Below are 20,652 nucleotides of genomic sequence, written 5' to 3' on the forward strand. Positions count from 1 at the left end.
CGGTTCCGCCGGGCGGCGCGGGGGCGTGGTGACGGTCCGCACCGATCGACGGCGTGCGCTGACGCACCCGGACGCGCCCGGAATGCGGCGGCGGCGGGGCGGCGGGCCGCGACGCGCCATTTCGGCCGCCCCGGTTGCGGCGCTGCAACAGGCGCCGCGCGTCCCGCCGGTAACGGTTGCGGGCCGGGCTTTAAGAGATCCTCAACCCTATCGGTCCCTTATCGGCGGGCCGAAGACCGGACCTCCCGCATGCGCCCCGCCCAGAGCGTCCTCATCGTCGAGGACAGCTACCTGCTCCTCGAGATCGTCGCGAGCCTGTGCGAGACGCACGGCATCCGGGTGATCGAAGCCTCGACGGGCGAGGCCGCGCTGACCGTCCTGCGCGACCGGGGCGCGGCGATCGACTGGCTGTTCACCGACATCCACCTGCCCGGACTGATCGACGGCTGGACGGTGGCCCACGCCTTCCGGGCGATCCATCCGGACCGGCCGGTGGTCTACACCTCGACCGACACGCACGGCCGCAGCGGCGTGCCGGGCAGCCTGTTCCTGCGCAAGCCCTTCCAGATGCAGGAGGTCAACCGCCTGGTCCGGATGATGGTCGAGGGTCTGGGCGAGGCCGGCTCCGACAGCCGGCTCTGCGCGGCGGGCTGAGCACGGACCCTTCCGAGCGGGACCGTCGTCGCGCGCGCCGCGAAGCGACCCGGGACGCCGCGGCGCCCGGAGGCGGCCTCTAGCCGCCCCGGAACAGCGCGACGATCTCCGGCGCGGCGAGCCACGCCTCGACCCGCGGGCAGGCGAGATCCCCGGGGGGCATCGCGTCGTAGAGGGCGAAGCTCGCCGCGACGAAGCCCGGCAGGTCGTAGAGCACCGGGAAGTCGTCGCCCCGCGGCTTGGTCTTGAACAGGTACGAGCCGGTCAGGCCGAAATGCTCAGCGATGGGCGGGTAGATCGGCCAGACCACGTCCTGGGCCAGCTCGTCGCCGAGGTAATCCTCGATCTCCACGGGCTCGGGCGTGAGCCCGTTCTCCTGCAGCAGCCGCCTCGCGATGTCGCCGAGGACGTGGACCTTGGGATGGTTCATCAGGTGCATGAAGGCGCCGCGGCGCGCCCAGCGGGTCACCTCGCGCTCCAGCCCGAAACCCAGGGCGTCGGCCGCGCCGACGAGTTCGCGCACCGCCGGGTCCCAGTGGTCGAGGTAGCCCAGGCGGGCGAACACGTCCTCGCGGAACAGGGCGGCCGTGCGGCCGGCATCGAGCCCGAGCCGGTGGGCGGTGACGACGATCGCCGAGTGGTACTGGCCCAGCGGCGACGGCGTCAGCTTCAGCGCGGCGAGGTCCGAGGCCTGCCCGACATAGACCATGTCCGGGTGGAAGGCCGAGAACACGATCGACGGGAACAGCTTGAGCCGCGGGTCGGCCGCGCGCACAGTGGCGGCGTCGCCGCCGGGGATCAGCCCGGCCGGGAAGGCCTGCGAGAAGACGTGGTCGTGGGCGCGCAGGGTCCGGATCAAGCCGTCGACATGGCCGTGGTCGCGCTTCAGCGAGCCCATGGGCAGGTAGCGGACCGGGCTCTTCGGCGCGAGCAGGCGCATGGCCCGGGCGATGCCCCGGGCCTGGCAATTGCCCAGCACCGCGATGCTCGGCCCGTCACGGGTCGTGGCGGTGCGGGCGCGGTTCCGCCATGGTGTCGCCCAGGTGGGGGCCCAACGGGTAGGCGTCCAATCGGTCGCCGAGCGGGTGAACGCGCTGCGGGCGCGCCGGGGCAGGTCGTTCAGGGCCACGTCGCGTGCCGGTGTCAGCGGACGGAACAGCGCCCCCGAGGGCCTGCCGCCGTCGTGAAGAAGAGGGTTCGAAGATGGCGTTGAATCCGTATACGGGTCTACCGGCCGAGCGATTCTGGCGCAAGGTCGTCACCAACGTGCCGCCCTTCGCGGTCAATCCGCACCCGAAGGACACGTTCGTGATCGGGCCGACCGACAAGGTCGCCACCGGCGGCTCGTGCTTCGCCCAGCGGGTGGCCGAGGCGGTGCGCGGCGCCGGGTTCAACTACTACCTGACCGAGCCGCCGACCCCCGGCATGAGCGCCGAGGAGGCCAATGCCCGCCAGTTCGGCACGTTCTCGGCGCGCTACGGCAACCTCTACTACACGCGCCAGTTCGTGCAGCTGTTCGACCGGGCCTACGGCACGTTCGAGCCGGAACTGAAGGCGTGGCTGCGCGACGACGGTCGCTACGTCGACCCGTTCCGCCCGACCGTCGAGCCGGCGGGCTTCGCCAGCGAGGCCGAGGTGGTCGCGGCGCGCGACGCGCACCTCGCCGAGGTGCGCCGTCTGTTCGAGACGCTCGACGTGTTCGTGCTGACGCTCGGCCTCACCGAGGGCTGGCGCTGGCGGGCCGACGGCGCGGCGCTGCCGCTCGCCCCCGGTGTCGCGGGTGGCACGTTCGACCCCGCGCTCTACGAGTGCGTGAATGCCGGCGCGGGCGAGGTGCTCGGTGACCTCAACGGCTTCCTCGACCGGCTCTGGAGCGTGAACCCGAAGGCGCGGGTGATCTTCACGGTCTCGCCGGTGCCGATGATCGCCACCTACATGGACCGGCACGTGATGGAGTCGAACAGCTACTCCAAGTCGGTGCTGCGGGTGGCGGCCGGCGAGGTGGTCGGCCGCGGCGACCCGCGGGCGGTCTACTTCCCCGCCTACGACATCGTCACGAGCAACGTGAATGCCGGGCGCTACTACAACGAGGACCAGCGCACCATCAACGACGCGGGCGTGCGCCACGTCATGCGCCTGTTCCTGGCGACCTTCGCCCGCGACCGGGTCTCGCCGGCGCCGACCCACGCCCCCGTCGACCTCGCGGCCGAGTTCGAGGGCAATGCCGGCGTGATCTGCGACGAGGAGGAGATCGAGCGCAGCGTGGCGTGACGGGGGCCGAGATCGTCACCGGAGCGGCCGCGGCCATCGGGCGGCCTGCATCGTCTTCACGAGCGTAGCGAAGTGACCCAGGGTAACGCGACATCGACAGTCGTGGCGCTGCCTGGATTGCTTCGCTCCGCTCGCAAAGACGGCAGCGCTCCGAAGATCCCGCCGGGCAAACGCTCGAGCCCTTCGCGACCGTCACGGCGGCCGGGGCGATCCCGCGTTTGCCTCCAGCCCGGCCTTTCGGGCAAGCTCGGCCGCCCGGGCGCTCGCGCCTATCGGAGACGAATCCCTTGAGCCTGCCCCCGCCCCGCCGCGCCGACCACGACATCGATCCGGTCTTCGTGAAGCGGCACTCGCCCCGCGCCTTCACGGGCGAGGCCGTGCCCGAATCCGAGCTGATGCGGATGATCGAGGCGGCGCGCTGGTCGCCCTCCGCCTACAACTCGCAGCCCTGGCGCTTCCTCTACGCGCTCCGGGGCGACGCCCACTGGGACACGTTCTTCGACCTGCTGGTGCCCGGCAATCAGAAATGGGTGTCCGGCACCGGCGCGATCCTGTTCCTGGTCTCGAACGGACTCATGAAGGTCGGCGACGAGCTGAAGCCCTCCTACAGCCACTCCTTCGACGCCGGCACCGCCTCGCTGGCCTTCCAGCTCCAGGCGATCCACCAGGGCTGGCACGCCCACGGCATGGTCGGGTTCGACCACGTCCGCGCGCCCGCGGTGCTGCGTCTGCCCGAGAACCACCGGATCGAGGCCGCCTTCGCGGTCGGCCGCAAGACGCCCGAGGCGGACCTCACCGAGGAGCAGCGGCCCCGCGAGACCCCGAACGGCCGCCGGCCGATCACCGACTTCACCATCGCGGGACCGTTCCCGCAGGCCGCCGGCTGAGACGGGCCGGAACCCGCTCGGACGGCCGGGGATTGGCTCCGCATCGCGACGCCGTCGCAGGTCCGTGGGCGCAGGCCCACGGGCTCGACCCGGGCCGGCAGGGGGCCGCCGCCGCGCGCCTCCTGTCCGCCCTCCGACGCTTCGGGAGCTGGCTCATGGATCCGTCCGACACCGCCGCGTCCGACCCGTTCCGGGACGACGGGCCGTTCGACCCCGTCCCCGGGCTGCAGACCGTCGCCGACCGCCACGGGGTCAGCACGGACGCGGTGCGCCACCTGGTCCGGGCCCTCGAGCGTGGCCACGGCACGATGGCGCAGTTCGACCATCCCGATCTCGGCGGGATGGGGCAGTGGTTTTCCGGCGGGATGGTGATGGTCGGCCGGATGTTCGACGACGCGCTGAAGGCGCGGGTCGACGCGCTCTGCACCGAGCTGGCCGGGGCGCTCCCCGCGGGGGGCTTCTCGGAGGCCGCGCCCGCGGCGCGGCGCGGCGGCGGCGAGTGGTGGCCGGCCGGCCTCGGGGATCCGGCCAGCACCGGCGCGCAGAACGGGCTGCGCTACGCCTATTTCCCGGACAGCAGGCGGCTCGCCGTCGACGCGGGGTCCGGGGTCGCGCTGTACGATACCGGCGAGCACCGCATCACCGGCGTGTCGCAGGCGAACGGCAGCTTCGGCTTCACGGGACCGGCCGGGGCCGTCGCCCTCGACCGCCTCCGCCGGATCGAGGCAGAGGTCGCGGCGCCGCGCCAAGCGGATCCGGGCCAGGTGGATCCGGGCCGAGCGGACCCGGCCGAGATCCCGGCGAAGGCCGCCCCCGCCGCTTCGCCGGCCGCTGCGGCTGCCCCTTCGGCGGCCCCGGACCGGTCGTCTCCGGACGCGATCCTCGCGACCATCGAGCGGCTGGCCGACCTGCACGCGCGCGGCGTGCTCACCGACGCGGAGTTCGCGACCAAGAAGACGGAGCTGCTGGCACGGCTGTGAGGGGCGCCCGGCCGCCGCACCCTGCGCCCCGTCGTGAGGCGGCGAGGCCTCGCGGGATGCGGGCGCGGATCGGACCTGCCGGGTCCGGACGGCCTCAGGCGATGCCGACGCGCAGCAGGTCGTGGACGTGCACGATGCCGACAGGCCGGCCGTCGGTGACGGCGAAGACCGCCGTGATCAGCCGGCGGTTCATCAGCTCCAGCGCGGCCTGAGCCAGCTTGTGCGGCTCCACGGTCACCGGGTCGCGGGTCATGACGGTCGAGACCGGCGTGTCGAGGAGCGCCGGACCCATGTGGCGGCGCAGGTCGCCGTCCGTGACGATGCCGACGAGGCGGCCGGCCGCGTCCGTGACGCCGACGCAGCCGTAGCGCCGCGCCGCGATCTCGATCATCACCTCGGACATGAGGGCGGTCTCGTGCACCAGCGGCATGTCCTGGGGCCCGTGCATCACCTGCTGCACGGTCCTGAGGCGGGCCGCGAGGGTGCCGCCCGGATGCAGGGTGTGGAAGCGCGCCGAGGTGAAGCCGCGCCGCTCCAGGAGCGCCACCGCCAGGGCGTCGCCCAGCGCCAGCTGGATCAGGCTGGAGGAGGTCGGCGCGAGGTCGTGCGGGCAGGATTCCCGCACGCGGGGCAGTTCCAGCAGCACGTCGGCGGCCTTGCCCAGGGTGCTCTCGCCGTTGCGGGTAATCGCCACCAGAGGGATCGAGAACCGGCGGCTGAAGCCGACGAGGTCGGACAGTTCCGCGGTCTCCCCCGACCACGACAGCGCGATGATGACGTCGTCCCGGGCGATCATCCCGAGATCGCCGTGGCTCGCCTCGGTCGGGTGGACGAAGAAGGCGTGCGTGCCGGTGGAGGCCAGCGTCGCGGCGATCTTGCGCCCGACATGCCCGCTCTTGCCGATGCCGCTGACGATGACGCGGCCCTTGCTCTGCAGGATGGTCTGCACCGCCTCCTCGAAGGCCGCGCCGAGCCGGCCCTGGAAGGCGACGCTCGCCTCCTGCAGGGCCGCGATGCCGAGTTGGAGGCTGCGGATCCCGAGGTCGCGGGTGGTGGCGAGATGCGCCGACGGCGCGTCGTAGCGGTCGTCGCGCAGGGCGCTGGAGGCGGGAGCGTTCATCGTGTCCGTTCTTGACCCGTCGACCGGATCCGGCACCGGGGGCCGGAATCGGGGAGCGGCGCAGCGAGGCGTCTCCGGCGACGCTAGGCAGCCGTCGTGGTTGAAATGTGACGCGGGGACGACGCAGCGCCGCACGCCGGTTGAAGGCGCGGCCGCCGGGGTCCATGCTCCCGGCACGCCATCCCGCGCGCCGTCCCGCGCCGCGGGCCCCAGGAGGGCAAGAGCCCCATGACCATCCGCTTCCCCGACCCCGATCCCGCGATCCTCGCCCGCCGCGAGGCGATCCTGGCCGGCCTCGCGCCCCTGGTCGCGCCGGAGGCGCTGGTGGTCAGCGAGGACGAGCGCCGGGCCTTCGAGACCGACGGGCTCACCGCCTACCGGCAGATGCCGCTCGCCGTGGTGCTGCCCTCCACCACCGCGGAGGTCGCCGCCGTGATGGCCTACTGCCACGCCAACGGCGTGCGGGTCGTGCCCCGGGGCGCCGGCACGTCGCTCGCGGGCGGCGCCATCGCGCAGGCCGACGCGATCATCCTCGGCGTCGGCAAGATGACCCAGGTCCTCGACATGGACTTCGCCAACCGCACCGCCCGGGTGCAGAGCGGCATCACCAATCTGGCGATCTCCGGGGCGGTCAGCCACGAGGGCTTCTTCTACGCCCCCGACCCGTCGAGCCAGCTCGCCTGCACGATCGCCGGCAACATCGCGATGAATTCGGGCGGCGCGCACTGCCTGAAATACGGCGTGACCACCAACAACCTGCTCGGCGTCACCCTGGTGCTCAACGACGGCACCGTGGTGGAGATCGGCGGCCAGCACCTCGACAGCGGCGGCTACGACCTGCTCGGCCTCGTCTGCGGCTCGGAGGGGCAGCTCGGCATCGTCACCGAGGCGACCGTGCGGATCCTGCGCGCCGCCGAGGGCGCGCGCCCGGTGCTGGTCGGCTTCTCGAAGGTCGAGGATGCGGGCGACTGCGTCGCGGCGATTATCGCGGCCGGGATCATCCCGGTGGCGATCGAGTACATGGACCGCGAGGCGATCCTCATCACCGAGGACTTCGCCCAGGCCGGCTACCCGCGCGACGCCGAGGCGATGCTGATCATCGAGGTCGAGGGCTCGGACGCCGAGTGCGACGCGATGCTGGCGCGGATCGAGACGATCGCCCGGGATTTCCGCCCGACCAGCCTGCGCGTCTCGCGCTCGGAGGCGGAATCGGCCGCGATCTGGAAGGGCCGCAAGTCGGCCTTCGGGGCGACCGGCCGGATCTCCGACTACATCTGCATGGACGGGACGATCCCCACCGGCCAGCTCGGGCCGGTGCTGGAGCGGATCGGCGCCATCTGCGCCGAGAAGGGCCTGCGCGTCGCCAACGTGTTCCACGCGGGCGACGGCAACCTGCACCCGCTGATCTTGTTCGACATTAACACGCCCGGCGAATTGCAGAAGGCCGAGGCCGCGGGCGACGAGATCCTGAAGCTCTGCGTCGAGGTCGGCGGCTGCCTCACCGGCGAGCACGGGGTCGGCATCGAGAAGCGCGAGTTGATGCGCTTCCAGTACGACCAGGTCGATCTCGAGCAGCAGATGCGGGTCAAGGCGGTGTTCGATCCGGACTGGATGCTGAACCCCGCCAAGGTGTTCCCGCTGGACGGGCGCCTCGCGGCCTGAGCCGCGCCGCGCGCGGGGTCCGGCCGAGAGCTTGGCCGAGAGCCCGGCCAAGAGGTCTGGCGAACAAGTCCGGACCGGTGCGGGTGCGATCGTCTCCGATCGCCCGCCCCCGTCCGGGCCTCGCGGCCGCGCTCAGGCGGCCTCGACCTTGCGGCTCGCCCGGGTCTTGGTCGCGGCGGTCTTGCGGCGACCGGAGGCAGGGGCGGAGGCGGGGGCGGCAGCCTCCTCCTCGGCGGCGGCCTTGTCGGACGCCGGGGACCGGCCCGGCTGGCCGAGGCCGAGGCTCTTGGCGAGCGCCGAGCGCTGCGCCGAGTAGTTCGCCGAAGTGGTCGGGTAATCGGCTGGCAGGCCGTAGCGCTCGCGGTAGGTCTGCGGATCGAGACCGTGCTTGGTCAGGTGACGCTTCAGCGTCTTGTACGACTTCCCGTCGATGAAGCTGACCAGCCCGTCGGGGCGGATCGACTTGCGGATCTGGGCGGGCGTCGGCCGCTCGACGCTCTCGGTCGCCGGAGCGACGGGGCCGGCCCCGATCGTGTTCAGCGCCTCGTGGATGCTCGCGATCAGGGCCGGCAATTCGGCCGAGGGCAGCGAGTTGTTGGAAACGTAGGCCGCGACGACGTCCACGGTCCGCTCGATGAAATCCAATTGCGATGTCGGCGCAGCTTCTGACATTCTCTCGTTCCTCGGCACAAATGCCTGATGGGATCCCCACTTTTCGCGAGTTAAGTCAGCGTCCGAAAAATGCAAGCCGCGCCATACAATTATCTGTGATGAGACCGAAGTCTAACTCTGCATCACGCGGCGAGGCTTACAGGGTATGGTTGCATTGGCGCCACTTAATGGACACTTCTGAGAGGCTTTATCGGTGTCCGCCCGGCGAATGCTAGTCGCTTCCTCGAAGCGGGTTTTCGCAGCCGGCAGAGACCTTTACCCCCGGGTCAGGGGCCGGCTCTAGACGGTCGTATACGATTGCCGCCCGGTCGTGCGGGCACAATGCGCAATCTTCGTACAGTTGTGCGAGCGCGGGGCGAGGCCCTGCGTCATTTTCGCAACCCGCGCAGCCTCAGGCGAAAGTCTTGCGCGGATCGAAGGCGTCCCGCACGGCCTCGCCGGCGAAGACGAGCAGGCTCAACATCACGGCGATGACCAGGAAACCGGTCAATCCAAGCCACGGCGCGGTCAGATTGTCCTTGCCCTGCGCGAGAAGCTCTCCGAGGGACGGCGAGCCCGGCGGCAGGCCGAAGCCGAGGAAGTCGAGCGAGGTCAGGGTGGTGATCGAGCCGTTCAGGATGAACGGCAGGAAGGTCAGCGTCGCCACCATGGCGTTCGGCAGCAGGTGGACCGTCATGATCCGGATATTCGACAGCCCCAGCGCCCGGGCCGCCCGGACATACTCGAAGTTCCGCGCCCGCAGGAACTCGGCACGCACCACGCTCACCAGCGCGACCCAGGAGAACAGCAGCATGATCCCGAGCAGGACGAAGAAGCCCGGGGCGATGAAGGCCGAGATGATGATGATCAGGTAGAGGGTCGGGATGCCGCCCCAGACCTCGATGAAGCGCTGGAAGGCGAGATCGACCCAGCCGCCGAAATAGCCCTGCACGGCCCCCGCGATGACCCCGATCACCGACGAGACCGCGGCCAGGATCAGACCGAACAGGACCGAGATGCGGAAGCCGTAGATCACCCGCGCCAGCACGTCCCGCGTGGTGTTGTCGGTGCCGAGCCAGTGCCAGGGAATGTCCGCGCAGGTCGAGCCGCCGAGCTTCTCGGCGACGGGCTTGCACTGCGCGTCCGTGAGCATCCAGGTCGGCGGCGACGGCGACGGCGTCGGCAGGTCCTCGTTGATCGTGTCGTACGCGTACGGGATCGGCGACCAAAGCGCCCAGCCGTTCGCCGCGATCTCCCGGCGGATCTCGGGGGAGCGGTAGTCGGTCGTGGCGAGGAAGCCGCCGAACTTCTCCTCCGGATAGTCGACCAGGACCGGGACCAGCCACTCGCCCTTGTAGGACATCACGATCGGGCGGTCGTTGGCGATGAACTCCGCGAACAGGCTGAGCACGAACAGGACCGTGAAGATCACGAACGATCCGTAGCCGAGCCGGTTGCGGCGGAAATTGTCGAGGCGGCGCCGGTTGAGCGGCGACAGCCGGGCGCGCCGGCCGGCGGCCCCGGGCAGGACCGGCGGCGGCGCGCCCTCGTCCGGCCGCAGGACCAGCGGCTGGGCACCGGGCATCGGCGCGGGCACGACCTCGCTGTCGCCGGGACGCGTGACCTCGTTCATCCGTGCTGCCTCTCGAGCCGCATCGCGCGCGCGTCGGCCGCCCCGATATCCGGGCGGCCCCGCGACCGGTCGGCCGCGGGACGGAGGCCGGGAACGCTCAGCCGTCGAGCCGGGTCGCGGTGCCGTCGATCTCGGTGGGACGCAGGTTGCCGCTGCGCTCCAGCCAGCGGCGCAGTAGCCGGACGTTGCGGCGGTTGGCCTTGAAGGCGGCGTCGAACAAGTCGCCCGCCACCGGCACGGCGCCGATCAGCCCGTCGAAGGCCACGTTCAGGCCCATCCGGGCCACCAGCCAGCGCGGCGCCCCGAGGCGCTTCGCCTCGTAGACGATGAAGGACGAGATCACCATGCCGGCCAAGTCGCCGATCACCGGCACGAGGCCGATCAGCGCGTCGAACCCGACCCGCCGGTTGATGCCCGGGATGACGAAGGCGGTGTCCATCAGGTGGGCCAGCGTCTCCAGCCGGGCGAGGCTCGCCTCCCGTCCGAGATCCGCCGACAGGTAGGGGGGCCGGGGGCCGGCGCGGGTCTCGCCCCCGGGGAAGGTCTCGGCACGGGCGAAACGCCCGGCCTGGGCAGCCTGGGTGAAGTCCATGGTCGGGATCCGTCGGGAAGCCATCGTCCCCAACGATGTGGCCCCCCGCCTGGATCCCCGCAAGGACAGCGCCCGCTCGGCGCGCGTGGCCCGCCGTACTGCCCGTCGTGATGCCCGTCATGCCGTCCCTCGAGCCGACCCTCATGCCCCGGCCCCCGGGAGCCCGCGCATGCGGTCGAGCGCCGCATCCAGGGTCGCGTCGTCCTTGGCGAAGCAGAGCCGGACGAGGCCGCGCACGGAGGCGTCCGGGTAGAAGGCGCTCACGGGGATCGCCGCGACGCCGTGACGGGTGACCAGGGCCTCGCAGAAGGCCACGTCGTCGGCGTGGCCGCGGGCGGCGATGTCGATGTTGAGAAACCACGTGGCCCGGGCCGGCAGCACGGTGAAGCCGAGGCCGCGCAGGCCGTCCGCGAGCCGGTCGCGGGACCGGGCGTAGCCGCCCCGCATCGCCTCGAACCACGGGGCCGGCTTGCCCAGCCCATAGGCCACCGCCTCCTGGAGGTTCGGGGGCGTCGTGAAGGTCAGGAACTGGTGCGCCTTGGCGAGCCCGCGCATCAGCCGGGCATCGGCCATCACGAAGCCGACCTTCCAGCCGGTGAGGGAGAAGATCTTGCCGGCCGAGCCGATCTTGACGGTCCGCTCCCGCATCCCGGGCAGCGCCATCAGCGGCCGGTGGCGCGCGCCGTCGAACACCACGTGCTCCCAGACCTCGTCGCAGAGGGCGGTCACGTCGAAGCGCTGGCAGTAGCGGGCGAGCAGGTCGAGGTCCTCGGGCGCGAACAGGGTGGCGCTCGGGTTGAGGGGGTTGTTCAGCACCACGACCCGGGTCCGCGCCCCGAAAGCCTCCGCGAGCGCGGCCTCGTCGAGGCGGAAGTCCGGGGGCCGGAGCGCCACGATCCGCGGCACGCCGCCTGCCCGCCGGACCAGGGGCAGGTAGGCGTCGTACATGGGCGCGAACAGCACGACCTCGTCGCCGGGCTCGATCAGCGCCAGGAGCGCGCCGGCCAGGGCCTCGGTCGCCCCGGAGGTGACCATCACCTCGGTCTCCGGGTCGAGGACGAGGCCCTGGTGCTGCGCGTAATGGGCGGCGACCGCCTCGCGCAGGGCCGGCAGGCCCATCATCGGCGGGTACTGGTTCCAGCCGTCCAGGAGCGCCCGCGCGCCCCGCTCGCGGACATCCGCCGGCCCGGCATCGTCCGGGAATCCCTGGCCGAGATTGATCGCACCGTGGACCCGCGCGAGACGCGACATGGTCTCGAACACGGTCGTGGGCAGCGCGTCGAAGACGGAGTTGATGACGGCGGACCTCATGCGGCGCGGCACGGGGTACGGCACGCGGCGCCGGGCATCGAGAGAGTCGGCATGGCGGGTCTCGGCATCGCCGGCCTGTAACATGGCCGTCGCGCGTTGCGGAATGTGCGCGGTCGCACAGACCCGGTCTCCGGCGCGCCGGGGCCTGCTGACGAATGTTGACATTCATCACCCGTCTCTTAGGTTCAGATCACGGCCGGAGCGGCGCACACGCCGACGGAGCTTCGCCCCCTCGCTCCGTCAGCGGGGCGCCGCTCCGGTCCCCAGAAGGGCCATCGACTTGCGGGTCGATGGCCCTTTCGGCATGTCCGGACGCGGCCGCACCCGCTCACGCCCCGCTCGCCGGGTCGGCCACCGGATACGACGATGCGGCCCTCCTCACGCGCGTTCCTCGGCTGCCTGGTGCTGGCGCTGCTGGTCGGCGGCCTCGGACTCGGCCTGCGCCGCGCCGTGGCCGTCACCCCGGTCGATCCCGCGTTCCGGGCGGTGCTGCGCGCTTATGCGGTACCGGACGCGTCCGGCGGGCCCCAGCAACACGAGTGAAACGTCGCCGCCCTAGTGACGGCGCATTGGCCGGGCACCGGTGGAGGGCGCCGCGAGGTGCGCGAGCGGCGCGGCAGCGGATGTCCATGACGCCGCGGTAAGGAGCCGTTCGGGGCCCGGACAGCTTTATGGGCTTACGCTCCCGTACACGGGATCGGAGCCGTCGGGTCCCGCGGGACCGGGCGGCTTCAGGACGGGCTTCCGGGACGCGGCGTTCCGGGGGCGGCATGGGGGCTTGGACAGCGAGGGATAGGGTGCCGCCGGTCGCGCAGACGACCGTCCTGTGCTCTAGTCAGGCATGAACGAGAGTTCACCGATCCGGACCGACACGGCCCGCGCCTACCAGCCCGGCGAGGCGCCCGCGCGCGAGGTCCGGACGCGGCGCTTCCGCCCGATCCGCTGGCTCGTGTTCCTGGTGCTGCTCGCCGGCGCCGGGGCGATCGGCCACCGCTGGTACGAGGCGCGCACCGGCAAGGGCGCCGAGCCGGCGACGGCGCATCACACCGGCGGCCACGGCGGCCGGCGCGGCGGGGCCGACATGCCGCAGGCGGTGGGCATCGCCAGCGCCACGACCGGCGACATGCCGGTGGTGCTGCAGGGCCTCGGCACCGTGACGCCGCTCGCCACCGTGACGGTGAAGTCGCAGATCAGCGGCTACCTCACGCAGGTGCAGTTCCGGGAGGGCCAGACCGTGAAGGCGGGCGACGAGCTCGCCCGGATCGATTCCCGCCCCTACGAGGCGCTGCTCGCGCAGTACCAGGGCCAGCTCGCCCGCGACCAGGCGCTGCTCCAGAACTCGAAGCTCGACCTGCAGCGCTACCAGACGCTGAACCGGCAGGACTCGATCTCGAAGCAGAACGTCGACACGCAGGCCGCCCTGGTGAAGCAGAACGAGGGCACGGTCGCGGCCGACCAAGCGCTCGTCGACCAGCAGAAGCTCAACATCGCCTACACGCACATCGTCTCGCCGGTGGACGGCCGCGTCGGCCTGCGCCAGGTCGACCAGGGCAACTACATCTCGGCCGCCTCCACGGCGATCGTGGTGGTGACCCAGCTCCACCCGATCTCGGTGGTGTTCACCCTGCCGGAGGACGACGTGTCGCGGGTGATGCGGCAGGTGCGGGCGGGCGCGAAGCTCACCGTGCGGGCCTACGACCGCGGCGACGCCCACGAGATCGCCACCGGCCGCCTCGACACGGTCGACAACCAGATCGACACGACCACCGGCACGGTGAAGCTGCGCGCGCTGTTCGACAATTCCGACGAGGAGCTGTTCCCGAACCAGTTCGTCAACGCCAAGCTGACCGTCGACACGGTGCGGGGCGCGACGCTGGTGCCGAATTCCAGCCTGCTCCAGGGCACGCCCGGCACCTACGTCTACCTGATGGACGGGGACAGCAAGGTCACGGTCCGGCCGATCAAGACCGGCGAGACTGACGGGACCCACACGGTGGTGGTCTCCGGGCTGAACCCGGGCGACCGCGTCGTCACGGACGGCACCGACCGGCTGAAGGACGGCGCGCCGGTGCGCATCACCGAGGGCGCGCCGGCGGCCGCCGGCGACGGCAAGGCCGCGGCGGCGAAGCAGGACGGCAAAGGGGATGTGAAGCCCGACGCGGCGGCGGATTCCCAAGGGACAGCGGAGGGCGGTCGTCGGCACCGGCGCCGTCAGGCGCAGTGAGGACGGCTCTGGCGCGACGCTGCCTCTCCCCCCTCCGCGGGGGAAGGGATAACGGGAGCGCGTCATGAACCCGTCCCGCCTGTTCATCCTGCGACCGGTGGCCACGACGCTGCTGATGCTGGCGATCCTGATCGTCGGCGGTGTGTCGTACCTGAACCTGCCGGTCTCGGCGCTGCCGGCGGTCGATTACCCGACGATCCAGGTCCAGACCTTCTATCCCGGCGCCAGCCCCGAGGTGATGACCTCCTCGGTGACGGCGCCGCTGGAGCGGCAGTTCGGCCAGCTCGCCAACCTCAACCAGATGACCTCGCAATCCTCGGCGGGCGCCTCGGTCATCACCCTGCAGTTCAGCCTGGACCTGCCGCTGGACATCGCCGAGCAGCAGGTCCAGGCGGCGATCAACGCCGCCGGCAACCTCCTGCCCTCCGACCTGCCGGCGCCGCCGATCTACGCCAAGGTCAACCCGGCCGACGCGCCGATCCTGACGCTGGCGCTCACCTCCAAGACCCTGCCGCTTACCCAGGTGCGCGACCTCGCCGAGTCGCGCCTCGCGCAGAAGATCAGCCAGGTGGCGGGCGTCGGCCTCGTGAGCATCTCGGGCGGCCAGCGCCCGGCCGTGCGGGTGCGGTTCAACGCGCGGGCGCTCGCCGCCTACGGGCTCAACATCGACGACCTGCGCACCACCATCACCAACCTCAACGTCAACACGCCGAAGGGCACGATCGACGGGCCGAAGCAGTCCTACGCGATCAACGCCAACGACCAGATCCGCGACCCGAAGGCCTACGACGCGGCGATCATCGCCTACCGCAACGGCGCCCCGGTGATGCTCTCGGAGGTGGCCGACGTGGTCGAGGGGCCGGAGAACACCAAGCTCGGCGCCTGGGCGGACGCGACGCCGGCGGTGATCCTGAACATCCAGCGCCAGCCCGGCGCCAACGTCATCGCGACCGTCGACAAGATCAAGTCGCTGCTGCCGCAGCTCCAGGCGAGCCTGCCGGCCGCCGTCGCGGTGGCGCCGCTCACCGACCGGACCACCACGATCCGCGCCTCCGTGGAGGACGTGCAGTTCGAGCTCGGCCTCGCCATCGCGCTCGTGGTGCTGGTGATCTTCCTGTTCCTGCGCAGCCTGTCGGCGACCCTGATCCCGAGCCTGTCGGTGCCGCTGTCGCTGGTCGGCGCCCTGTCGGTCATGGACCTCTACGGCTTCTCCCTCGACAACCTGTCGCTGATGGCGCTCACCATCGCCACCGGCTTCGTGGTCGACGACGCCATCGTGGTGATCGAGAACATCGCCCGGCACGTGGAGGCCGGCGACTCGCCCCTAGAGGCGGCGCTCAAGGGCTCCCGCGAGATCGGCTTCACCATCATCTCGCTGACCGTCTCGCTGATCGCCGTGCTGATCCCGCTCCTGTTCATGGGCGACGTGGTCGGGCGGCTGTTCCACGAATTCGCCATCACGCTGGCGGCCACGATCATCATCTCGGCGGTGGTCTCGCTGACGCTGGTGCCGATGCTGTGCGCGCGGCTCCTGAAGCACGTCCCGGAAGCCGGCCACCGCCGCCGGGAGGGCGTCCTCTCCCGCCTGGGCCGGCGCGCCATCGACGGCACGATCGAGTCCTACGGCCGCTCCCTGCGGGTCGTCCTGAACCACCAGGGCCTGACCCTGCTGGTGGCGCTCGGCACGCTCGGGCTCACGATCTACCTGTTCGCGGTGATCCCGAAGGGCTTCTTCCCCGTGCAGGACACGGGCGTCATCCAGGGCATCACCCAGGCCGACCAGTCGGTCTCCTACGCCGCCATGGCCGAGCGCCAGCAGCGGATGGCCGAGATCGTCCTCAAGGACCCGGACGTGGCGAGCCTGTCGTCGTTCATCGGGGTCGACGGCCAGAATGTCACGCTCAATTCCGGCCGGATGCTGATCAACCTGAAGCCCCGGGACGCGCGCACCGCGACGGCCAGCGCGATCATCCGGCGGATCTCGGCGGCGGCGGCCAACCAGCCCGGCATGCGGCTCTACATGCAGCCGGTCCAGGACCTGACCATCGACACCGCGGTCTCGGCGACCCAGTACCAAGTGATCCTGGAGAGCCCGAACATCGACGATTTCGAGACCTGGGTGCCGCGCTTCACCGAGGCGCTGGCGAAGTCGCCCGTGGTCACCGACGTGGCGAGCGACCACCAGGGCCAGGGGCTCGCCGCCTACGTGACCATCGACCGGCCGACCGCCGGCCGCTACGGCATCACCCCGGCGACGATCGACAACGCCCTCTACGACGCCTTCGGCCAGCGGATCATCTCGACGATCTTCACCCAGTCCAACCAGTACCGGGTGATCCTGGAGGCCGACCCGAAGCTGCACACGACGCTCCGCAGCCTCGACGCGATCTACCTGCCCTCCTCCACGGCGACCAACGGGCAGGTGCCGCTCTCGGCGGTCGCGCGGATCAGCGAGCGGCGGGCGCCGCTGCTGATCTCTCATCTCGGCCAGTTCCCGGCCACCACCGTTTCGTTCAACCTCGCCCCCGGCGCGGCGCTGGGGCAGGCGGTCGAGGCGATCGACAAGGTCAAGGCCGAGATCGGCCTGCCGCCCTCGTTCCGGGTGGTGCCGCAGGGCTCGGTCTTCGCCTTCCAGTCGGCGCTCGGCAACGAGCTGTTCCTGGTCCTGGCGGCGATCGTGACCGTCTACATCGTGCTGGGCGTGCTCTACGAGAGCTTCATCCACCCGATCACGATCCTCTCGACCCTGCCGTCGGCGGGGATCGGGGCGCTGCTCGGCCTGATGCTGTTCGGCCTGTCGCTCGACATCATCGCGGTGATCGGCATCGTGCTGCTGATCGGCATCGTGAAGAAGAACGCCATCATGATGATCGACTTCGCGCTCCAGGCGGAGCGCGAGGACGGGCTCGAGCCCCGCGAGGCGATCTTCCAGGCCTGCCTGCTGCGCTTCCGGCCGATTCTGATGACGACGCTGGCGGCGCTCTTCGCGGCGGTGCCGCTGATCCTCGGCACCGGCGTCGGCTCCGAGCTGCGCCAGCCGCTCGGCATCTGCATCGCGGGCGGCCTGATCGTCAGCCAGGTGCTGACGCTGTTCACCACGCCGGTGATCTACCTGGCCTTCGACCGGCTGGAGCGGCGGATCTCGGGGCGGCGGGGGCCGGATCTCGCGCCCGGCGAGGCGCTGCCGTGAACATCTCCGAGCCGTTCATCCGGCGGCCGGTGGCGACCACGCTGCTCACGATCGGCGTGCTGCTCGCCGGGCTGTTCGCCTTCCTGAAGCTGCCGGTGGCGCCGCTGCCGCAGATCGACTTCCCGGTGATCCTCGTCCAGGCCCAGATGGCCGGCGCCTCGCCCGACACCATGGCCACCACCGTGGCGGCGCCCCTGGAGCGGCGGCTCGGCGCCATCGCGGACGTCAACGAGATGACGTCCACGAACTCCCTCGGCTCGACCCGGATCGTGCTGCTGTTCGGCCTCAACCGCGACATCGACGGCGCGGCCCGCGACGTCCAGGCCGCCATCAACGCGGCGCGCGCCGACCTGCCCGCGTCGCTCCGGCAGAACCCGACCTACCGGAAGTTCAACCCCGCCGACACGCCGATCATCATCCTCGGCATGACCTCGGAGACGCTGACCCGCGGCCAGGTCTACGATTCCGCCGCCACCGTGGTGCAGCAGAAGCTGTCGCAGCTGCCGGGCGTCGGCAACGTCGATATCGGCGGCTCGTCCCTGCCGGCGGTGCGGGTCGAGCTCGATCCCACGGCCCTGTTCAACTACGGCATCGGCCTCGAGGGCATCCGGGCCGCGCTCGCCTCCGCGAACGCGAACTCGCCCAAGGGCGAGATCGACGCGGGCGACCGCCGCTACCAGCTCTACGCCAACGACCAGGGCCGCAAGGCCGCCGATTACCGCGACATCATCGTGGCCTACCGCAACGGCGCCGCGGTGAAGCTCACCGATGTCGGGCAGGTGCTCGACGGGGTCGAGGACAAGCGCAACCTCGGCATCGTCAACGGCAAGCCGGGCGTGCTGCTGTTCGTCTACAAGCAGCCCGGCGCCAACGTGGTCGAGACCATCAACGCCGTGAAGGAGGCGCTGCCGCAGATCACCGCCTCCCTGCCCGGCGGCATCGACATCAAGCTCACCGGCGATCGCAGCGCCACGATCCGCGCCTCCCTCGCGGCCACCGAGGAGACGCTGCTGGTGGCGGTCGGCCTCGTCATCCTGGTGGTGTACGGCTTCCTGCGCTCCTGGCGGGCCACGCTGATCCCGGCGGTCGCCGTGCCGATCTCGATCGTCGGCACCTTCTCGGCGATGTATCTGCTCGGCTACTCGCTCAACATCCTGTCGCTGACCGCGCTGATCATCGGCACCGGCTTCGTGGTCGACGACGCCATCGTGGTGCTGGAGAACGTCCAGCGGCACATCGAGGAGGGCAAGCCCCGGCTCCAGGCGGCGCTGATCGGCGCGCGGGAGGTCGGATTCACGGTGATCTCGATGAGCCTGTCACTCATCGCGGTGTTCCTGCCGATCCTGCTGATGGGCGGCCTCGTCGGCCGCATCTTCCAGGAATTTTCGGTGACCCTGTCGCTGTCGATCCTGATTTCCTTGGTGCTCTCGCTCACGACCACGCCGATGATGTGTGCCCGGCTGCTCCGGGCCGAGGGGCATGGTCCCAATGGCGAACCGCCGGCCGGCCGCCGGCCGAACCTGCTGATCCGGATTCTGGAGGGCGGCTTCGCCCGGCTGCTCGGGGCCTACGCGCGGACGCTGGAGGTGGCGCTCGCCCATCCGCGCCTCGTCCTGCTGAGCCTGCTCGCCACGGTCGGGCTCAACGTCTACCTCTACATCATCGTCCCGAAGGGGTTCTTCCCCGAGCAGGATACCGGGCAGATGATGGGCGGCATCCAGGCCGACCAGCGCATCTCGTTCCAGTCGATGGAGAAGAAGCTCACGCAGGCGACCGCGATCGTCGGGGCGGATCCGGCGGTCGAGAGCGTCGTCGGCTTCACGGGCGGCCGCGGCACCAACTCGGCCAACGTCTTCGTCGGCCTGAAGCCGCTCAACGAGCGGGCGCCGATCTCGGCCGTGATGGCGCGGCTGCGGCCGAAGCTCGCGCAGGTCGCGGGCGCGCGCCTCTACGTCTTCCCCCGCCAGGACCTGCAAATGGGCGGCCGCCAGAGCTTCGCCCAGTACCAGTACACCCTCCAGGGCGACACGGCCGAGGAGCTGTTCGCCGCCGCCCCGAAGCTGGTGGCGGCCCTGCAGAAGGACCCGACCTTCGCGGACGTGACCTCGGACCAGCAGGAGGGCGGGTTGGAGAGCCGGGTCGTGATCGACCGGGCGACCGCGTTCCGCTACGGCATCACGCCGAACAAGATCGACAACACCCTCTACGACGCCTTCGGCCAGCGCCAGGTCTCGACGATCTACAACCCGCTGAACCAGTACCACGTCGTGATGGAGATCGCGCCGCGCTACCTGGAAACGCCGGAGACGCTCAAGCAGATCTACGTCTCGACCTCGGGCGGCAACGCGCCGGGCTCGGCCACCACCAACGCGGTCGCCGGCACGGTGGCGGCGGGCGGGACCGTCAACACCAACGCGGCGACCGGCACCAGCAGCCCGGGCAGCGGGTCGTCGGCGAGCGCCGCGACCGGCGTCGCCACGGGCTCCGGCGCCGTCGGCGGCTCGGGCACCGCGGGCGCCGTCGCGGCGGCGGCCGCCGCCGCTTCCGCCAGCACGGCCGACACCGCCTCGAACGCCGCCGCCATCGCGTCCGACTCGGCCCGCAACGCCTCCGCCAACGCCATCGCGGCGAGCAAGGGCGGCGCCTCGTCGAGCGCGCCGGTCTCCGCCGCCAAGGAGACGATGGTGCCGCTCTCGGCCTTCGCGCGGATCGAGCCCGGCAGTGCCCCCGTGCAGGTGAGCCACCAGGGCCTGTTCGTGGCGACCACGATCTCGTTCAACCTCGCCCCGGGCAAGAGCCTGTCGGACGCCACGGACGCCATCGACCGGGCCATGGCCTCCCTGCAGCTGCCCGCCACGATCCACGGCGAGTATGCCGGCGCGGCCAAGAACTACGTCGCCTCCGCGTCGCGCCAGCCGCTGCTGATCCTGGCGGCGATCCTGGCGGTCTACGCGGTGCTGGGAATCCTCTACGAGAGCTTCGTGCACCCGCTGACGATCCTCTCGACCCTGCCCTCGGCCGGCGTCGGCGCGGTGCTGGCCCTGCTGGTGACGGGCACCGACTTCACCATCATCGCGCTGATCGCCGTGTTCCTGCTCATCGGCATCGTGAAGAAGAACGCGATCATGATGATCGACGTGGCGATCGACGCGGAGCGGACCCGGGCCTCGAATCCCGTGGACGCGATCCGCGAGGCCTGTCTCCTGCGCTTCCGGCCGATCATGATGACGACGCTGGCCGCCATGCTCGGCGCCGTGCCGCTGATCCTGGCCAACGGCGAGGGCGCGGAGCTGCGCCGCCCGCTGGGCATCGCCATCGTCGGCGGGCTGATTGTGAGCCAGATCCTGACCCTCTACACCACCCCTGTCGTCTACCTCACCCTCGATCGCCTCCGGCACAGGGTGCTCAACCGGCGCAGGCGCGGCGGGCGGAGCGGAGAAGCGGCGCTGCCGGCCGGAGAGTGATGGTTAAGGTTTC

At 71.1% G+C, this 20,652-nt stretch carries 15 protein-coding genes; 9 read left to right on the plus strand and 6 right to left on the minus strand.

Features of this window, described 5'->3' with window-relative positions:
* The first annotated feature begins 249 nt into the window (after positions 1-249).
* On the plus strand, positions 250-654 hold the full coding sequence (locus ACX9MN_RS25805; RefSeq protein ID WP_056533685.1) for a response regulator: 405 nt from the start codon (positions 250-252) through the stop codon (positions 652-654).
* Between the two features lie 79 nt (positions 655-733).
* Here ACX9MN_RS25805 and ACX9MN_RS25810 read toward each other — a convergent pair whose 3' ends face one another.
* Complete coding sequence (locus ACX9MN_RS25810; RefSeq protein ID WP_042675849.1) at positions 734-1,783, minus strand: WcbI family polysaccharide biosynthesis putative acetyltransferase; 1,050 nt, start codon at positions 1,781-1,783, stop codon at positions 734-736.
* A gap of 74 nt (positions 1,784-1,857) precedes the next feature.
* On the opposite strand from ACX9MN_RS25810, the gene ACX9MN_RS25815 reads away from it, so the two are divergent.
* The 3 genes from ACX9MN_RS25815 to ACX9MN_RS25825 all read left to right on the plus strand — a co-directional run bounded on the left by ACX9MN_RS25815 (position 1,858) and on the right by ACX9MN_RS25825 (position 4,792).
* Positions 1,858-2,925, plus strand: a complete 1,068-nt coding sequence (locus ACX9MN_RS25815; RefSeq protein ID WP_042675851.1) for a GSCFA domain-containing protein — start codon at positions 1,858-1,860, stop codon at positions 2,923-2,925.
* 287 nt (positions 2,926-3,212) lie between these two features.
* Positions 3,213-3,812 carry a nitroreductase family protein gene (locus ACX9MN_RS25820; RefSeq protein ID WP_020094016.1) on the plus strand — a complete coding sequence of 200 codons (600 nt, stop codon included), beginning with the start codon at positions 3,213-3,215 and terminating at the stop codon, positions 3,810-3,812.
* A 155-nt stretch (positions 3,813-3,967) separates the two neighbouring features.
* A complete protein-coding gene (locus ACX9MN_RS25825; protein WP_489725819.1) occupies positions 3,968-4,792 on the plus strand; it encodes an SHOCT domain-containing protein in 825 nt (274 codons plus the stop codon).
* A 94-nt stretch (positions 4,793-4,886) separates the two neighbouring features.
* Here ACX9MN_RS25825 and ACX9MN_RS25830 read toward each other — a convergent pair whose 3' ends face one another.
* Entirely contained in the window at positions 4,887-5,912 is a 1,026-nt protein-coding gene (locus ACX9MN_RS25830; protein WP_489725820.1) for a KpsF/GutQ family sugar-phosphate isomerase, read from the minus strand.
* A gap of 228 nt (positions 5,913-6,140) precedes the next feature.
* Here ACX9MN_RS25830 and ACX9MN_RS25835 point away from each other — a divergent pair, with 228 nt between their 5' ends.
* Positions 6,141-7,574 carry an FAD-linked oxidase C-terminal domain-containing protein gene (locus ACX9MN_RS25835; protein ID WP_020094019.1) on the plus strand — a complete coding sequence of 478 codons (1,434 nt, stop codon included), beginning with the start codon at positions 6,141-6,143 and terminating at the stop codon, positions 7,572-7,574.
* A gap of 132 nt (positions 7,575-7,706) precedes the next feature.
* Here the strand turns inward: ACX9MN_RS25835 and ACX9MN_RS25840 are convergent, their stop codons facing one another.
* From ACX9MN_RS25840 to ACX9MN_RS25855, 4 genes are all read right to left on the minus strand, one after another.
* A complete protein-coding gene (locus ACX9MN_RS25840; RefSeq protein WP_091926972.1) occupies positions 7,707-8,246 on the minus strand; it encodes a Ros/MucR family transcriptional regulator in 540 nt (179 codons plus the stop codon).
* Positions 8,247-8,637: 391 nt separating this feature from the next.
* Positions 8,638-9,858: an ABC transporter permease gene (locus ACX9MN_RS25845; RefSeq protein WP_489725821.1), complete on the minus strand. Its 1,221-nt coding sequence runs from the start codon at positions 9,856-9,858 to the stop codon at positions 8,638-8,640.
* 97 nt (positions 9,859-9,955) lie between these two features.
* On the minus strand, positions 9,956-10,450 hold the full coding sequence (locus ACX9MN_RS25850; RefSeq protein WP_056533673.1) for a DUF4112 domain-containing protein: 495 nt from the start codon (positions 10,448-10,450) through the stop codon (positions 9,956-9,958).
* Positions 10,451-10,591: 141 nt separating this feature from the next.
* The gene (locus ACX9MN_RS25855; protein WP_489725822.1) at positions 10,592-11,761 is read right to left on the minus strand and encodes an aminotransferase; all 1,170 of its coding nucleotides are present in this window, start codon (positions 11,759-11,761) and stop codon (positions 10,592-10,594) included.
* Positions 11,762-12,127: 366 nt separating this feature from the next.
* Between ACX9MN_RS25855 and ACX9MN_RS25860 the strand changes: the two genes are divergently transcribed.
* The 4 genes from ACX9MN_RS25860 to ACX9MN_RS25875 all read left to right on the plus strand — a co-directional run bounded on the left by ACX9MN_RS25860 (position 12,128) and on the right by ACX9MN_RS25875 (position 20,639).
* On the plus strand, positions 12,128-12,304 hold the full coding sequence (locus ACX9MN_RS25860; protein WP_165923183.1) for a hypothetical protein: 177 nt from the start codon (positions 12,128-12,130) through the stop codon (positions 12,302-12,304).
* 298 nt (positions 12,305-12,602) lie between these two features.
* Positions 12,603-13,985 (plus strand): MdtA/MuxA family multidrug efflux RND transporter periplasmic adaptor subunit, encoded by a 1,383-nt coding sequence (locus tag ACX9MN_RS25865; RefSeq protein ID WP_489725823.1) that lies wholly within the window; start codon positions 12,603-12,605, stop codon positions 13,983-13,985.
* A 64-nt stretch (positions 13,986-14,049) separates the two neighbouring features.
* Complete coding sequence (locus tag ACX9MN_RS25870; RefSeq protein ID WP_489725824.1) at positions 14,050-17,175, plus strand: MdtB/MuxB family multidrug efflux RND transporter permease subunit; 3,126 nt, start codon at positions 14,050-14,052, stop codon at positions 17,173-17,175.
* On the plus strand, positions 17,172-20,639 hold the full coding sequence (locus ACX9MN_RS25875) for an efflux RND transporter permease subunit (protein ID WP_489725825.1): 3,468 nt from the start codon (positions 17,172-17,174) through the stop codon (positions 20,637-20,639). The genes ACX9MN_RS25870 and ACX9MN_RS25875 overlap by 4 nt, the downstream gene beginning before the upstream one ends.
* Positions 20,640-20,652 lie beyond the last annotated feature (13 nt).

This window comes from Methylobacterium sp. 1A (genome assembly GCF_058072805.1).

Bases quoted from the DNA above. Each gene is read 5' to 3' on its own strand.
- ACX9MN_RS25805 (WP_056533685.1), top strand. From the start codon at position 250: ATGCGCCCCGCCCAGAGCGTCCTCATCGTCGAGGACAGCTACCTGCTC.
- ACX9MN_RS25815 (WP_042675851.1), top strand. From the start codon at position 1,858: ATGGCGTTGAATCCGTATACGGGTCTACCGGCCGAGCGATTCTGGCGC.
- ACX9MN_RS25825 (WP_489725819.1), top strand. From the start codon at position 3,968: ATGGATCCGTCCGACACCGCCGCGTCCGACCCGTTCCGGGACGACGGG.
- ACX9MN_RS25830 (WP_489725820.1), bottom strand. From the start codon at position 5,912: ATGAACGCTCCCGCCTCCAGCGCCCTGCGCGACGACCGCTACGACGCG.
- ACX9MN_RS25835 (WP_020094019.1), top strand. From the start codon at position 6,141: ATGACCATCCGCTTCCCCGACCCCGATCCCGCGATCCTCGCCCGCCGC.
- ACX9MN_RS25840 (WP_091926972.1), bottom strand. From the start codon at position 8,246: ATGTCAGAAGCTGCGCCGACATCGCAATTGGATTTCATCGAGCGGACC.
- ACX9MN_RS25845 (WP_489725821.1), bottom strand. From the start codon at position 9,858: ATGAACGAGGTCACGCGTCCCGGCGACAGCGAGGTCGTGCCCGCGCCG.
- ACX9MN_RS25850 (WP_056533673.1), bottom strand. From the start codon at position 10,450: ATGGACTTCACCCAGGCTGCCCAGGCCGGGCGTTTCGCCCGTGCCGAG.
- ACX9MN_RS25855 (WP_489725822.1), bottom strand. From the start codon at position 11,761: ATGAGGTCCGCCGTCATCAACTCCGTCTTCGACGCGCTGCCCACGACC.
- ACX9MN_RS25860 (WP_165923183.1), top strand. From the start codon at position 12,128: ATGCGGCCCTCCTCACGCGCGTTCCTCGGCTGCCTGGTGCTGGCGCTG.
- ACX9MN_RS25865 (WP_489725823.1), top strand. From the start codon at position 12,603: ATGAACGAGAGTTCACCGATCCGGACCGACACGGCCCGCGCCTACCAG.
- ACX9MN_RS25870 (WP_489725824.1), top strand. From the start codon at position 14,050: ATGAACCCGTCCCGCCTGTTCATCCTGCGACCGGTGGCCACGACGCTG.